This window comes from Shewanella algicola, assembly GCF_014648035.1.
In the GTDB taxonomy this organism is placed as follows: domain Bacteria; phylum Pseudomonadota; class Gammaproteobacteria; order Enterobacterales; family Shewanellaceae; genus Shewanella; species Shewanella algicola.
This window is the reverse complement of record NZ_BMQI01000134.1, coordinates 1-1,338: the sequence shown is the minus strand read 5'-3', so window position 1 is coordinate 1,338 and position 1,338 is coordinate 1. Positions and strand designations below refer to the sequence as shown.

2 protein-coding genes are annotated in these 1,338 nt (G+C 41.4%); both read left to right on the top strand.

The window, feature by feature from the left end; genetic code table 11:
* Positions 1-155 precede the first annotated feature (155 nt).
* Positions 156-482 carry a hypothetical protein gene (locus IEY42_RS22070; RefSeq protein WP_188927312.1) on the top strand — a complete coding sequence of 109 codons (327 nt, stop codon included), beginning with the start codon at positions 156-158 and terminating at the stop codon, positions 480-482.
* 55 nt (positions 483-537) lie between these two features.
* The coding region (locus tag IEY42_RS22065) for a SpvB/TcaC N-terminal domain-containing protein (protein ID WP_268244286.1) at positions 538-1,338 on the top strand (801 nt) is incomplete at its 3' end.

The window sequence follows — 1,338 nt, the reverse complement described above, 5'->3', positions numbered from 1 at the left end:
AATTTAAGAAACCAGATTTTTTGCTTTATTACTTATGTCACGCCATGCTGCCGTAAGCTCACATTTACATGTGTGCAACAATTTATTCCAATTTGTATGAGGAAGCAGGCTGCTTGTTAGTTTAGTAGTTTTTAATATTTAAATGGAATTATTCAATGAAGTTAAATCAGTGCCTAACTTTATGTTGTTTTGTAGGGTTGGCAATTCCCTCTCTCGTTCACGCCGAACAGCAAAATCATCTCAGATACGAAGTGCTAAAGAACGTTTCATACGGAAAGTGCGCATATTCTGAAGAAGTCACCATGGAAGTATTTTATTCCATTCCAGGCGATCAAAGCCGGCAAATCGTGATGTCACTAAAGAATAAAAAGGGGGGTAGCCTTCCACCGTTGTTGCGTGATGTTGAGCCTGGTAAGGGCTCTTTCCTTTGGAATTTTGATGCTGGCAAATGCATATCTGATCTTCAGTTAAGTATTAATTAATTTTCCACTTTTCTGCTCGATTAACTATTAAGAAGTAGTGCTTTACGGAGTTTTTATGTTTACAAGGACTGTAGTACCTGCCATTTTTTTGATTTCTTTTGCTTCCGCTGGAGTCGCTCAAGAGGTTGTTGGATTATCGCAAGGTAAATTCAGGGTCGATGAGTCTGGTTCGGCGACATATTCTATTCCCATTGTCTCTCCTGCCGGTCGCGCAGGTGTTGCACCTTCTGTATCTCTAACTTATTCGAGCAGCAACCTTGTAGAAGGCCCTGTTGGGGTAGGATGGTCCATTACTGGGCTGTCTTCAATAAGCCGATGTCCTCAAACGCCGATACATGACAATGGTAATATCAAGCAAGTCACTTATACGAGTGAAGATCGACTTTGTATTGATGGACAACGTTTGATTTTGCGCTCTGGCACCTATGGCGCGCCTAATTCTGTATATCGAATAGATAATGCTCCGTTTACCGAAGTTACTGCGAGACTCGGGTCTTCAGGAAATGGCCCTAAGTACTTCGAAGTAAAAAACAAAGCTGGTGAAACGCACTACTATGGTGATGTCTCTGCTGTTAGCAATATGTTCAACAATCCATCTGATGCCTTTGTCGAACCAGGTGGTGGCGTTGCAGGGGCTATCGCGAAAAGCTGGGCTATCAAGGCCATCAAAGATGTTAAAAATAATTATATTGAATTTAACTATGCTAAAGACATTGCGTCAGGAAATGCATATGTAAGCTCAATAAAATACTCAGGAAACCTCACCACAGGCGAGCAGCCTTTTGCTGAAATCAAGTTTAACTATGAAGCCTATCAAAAGGGCTTTAAAGGGTACGCAGCAGGTAAACACACTTAC

Coding starts and splice junctions, on each gene's coding strand:
- IEY42_RS22070 (WP_188927312.1), top strand. CDS start 156: ATGAAGTTAAATCAGTGCCTAACTTTATGTTGTTTTGTAGGGTTGGCA.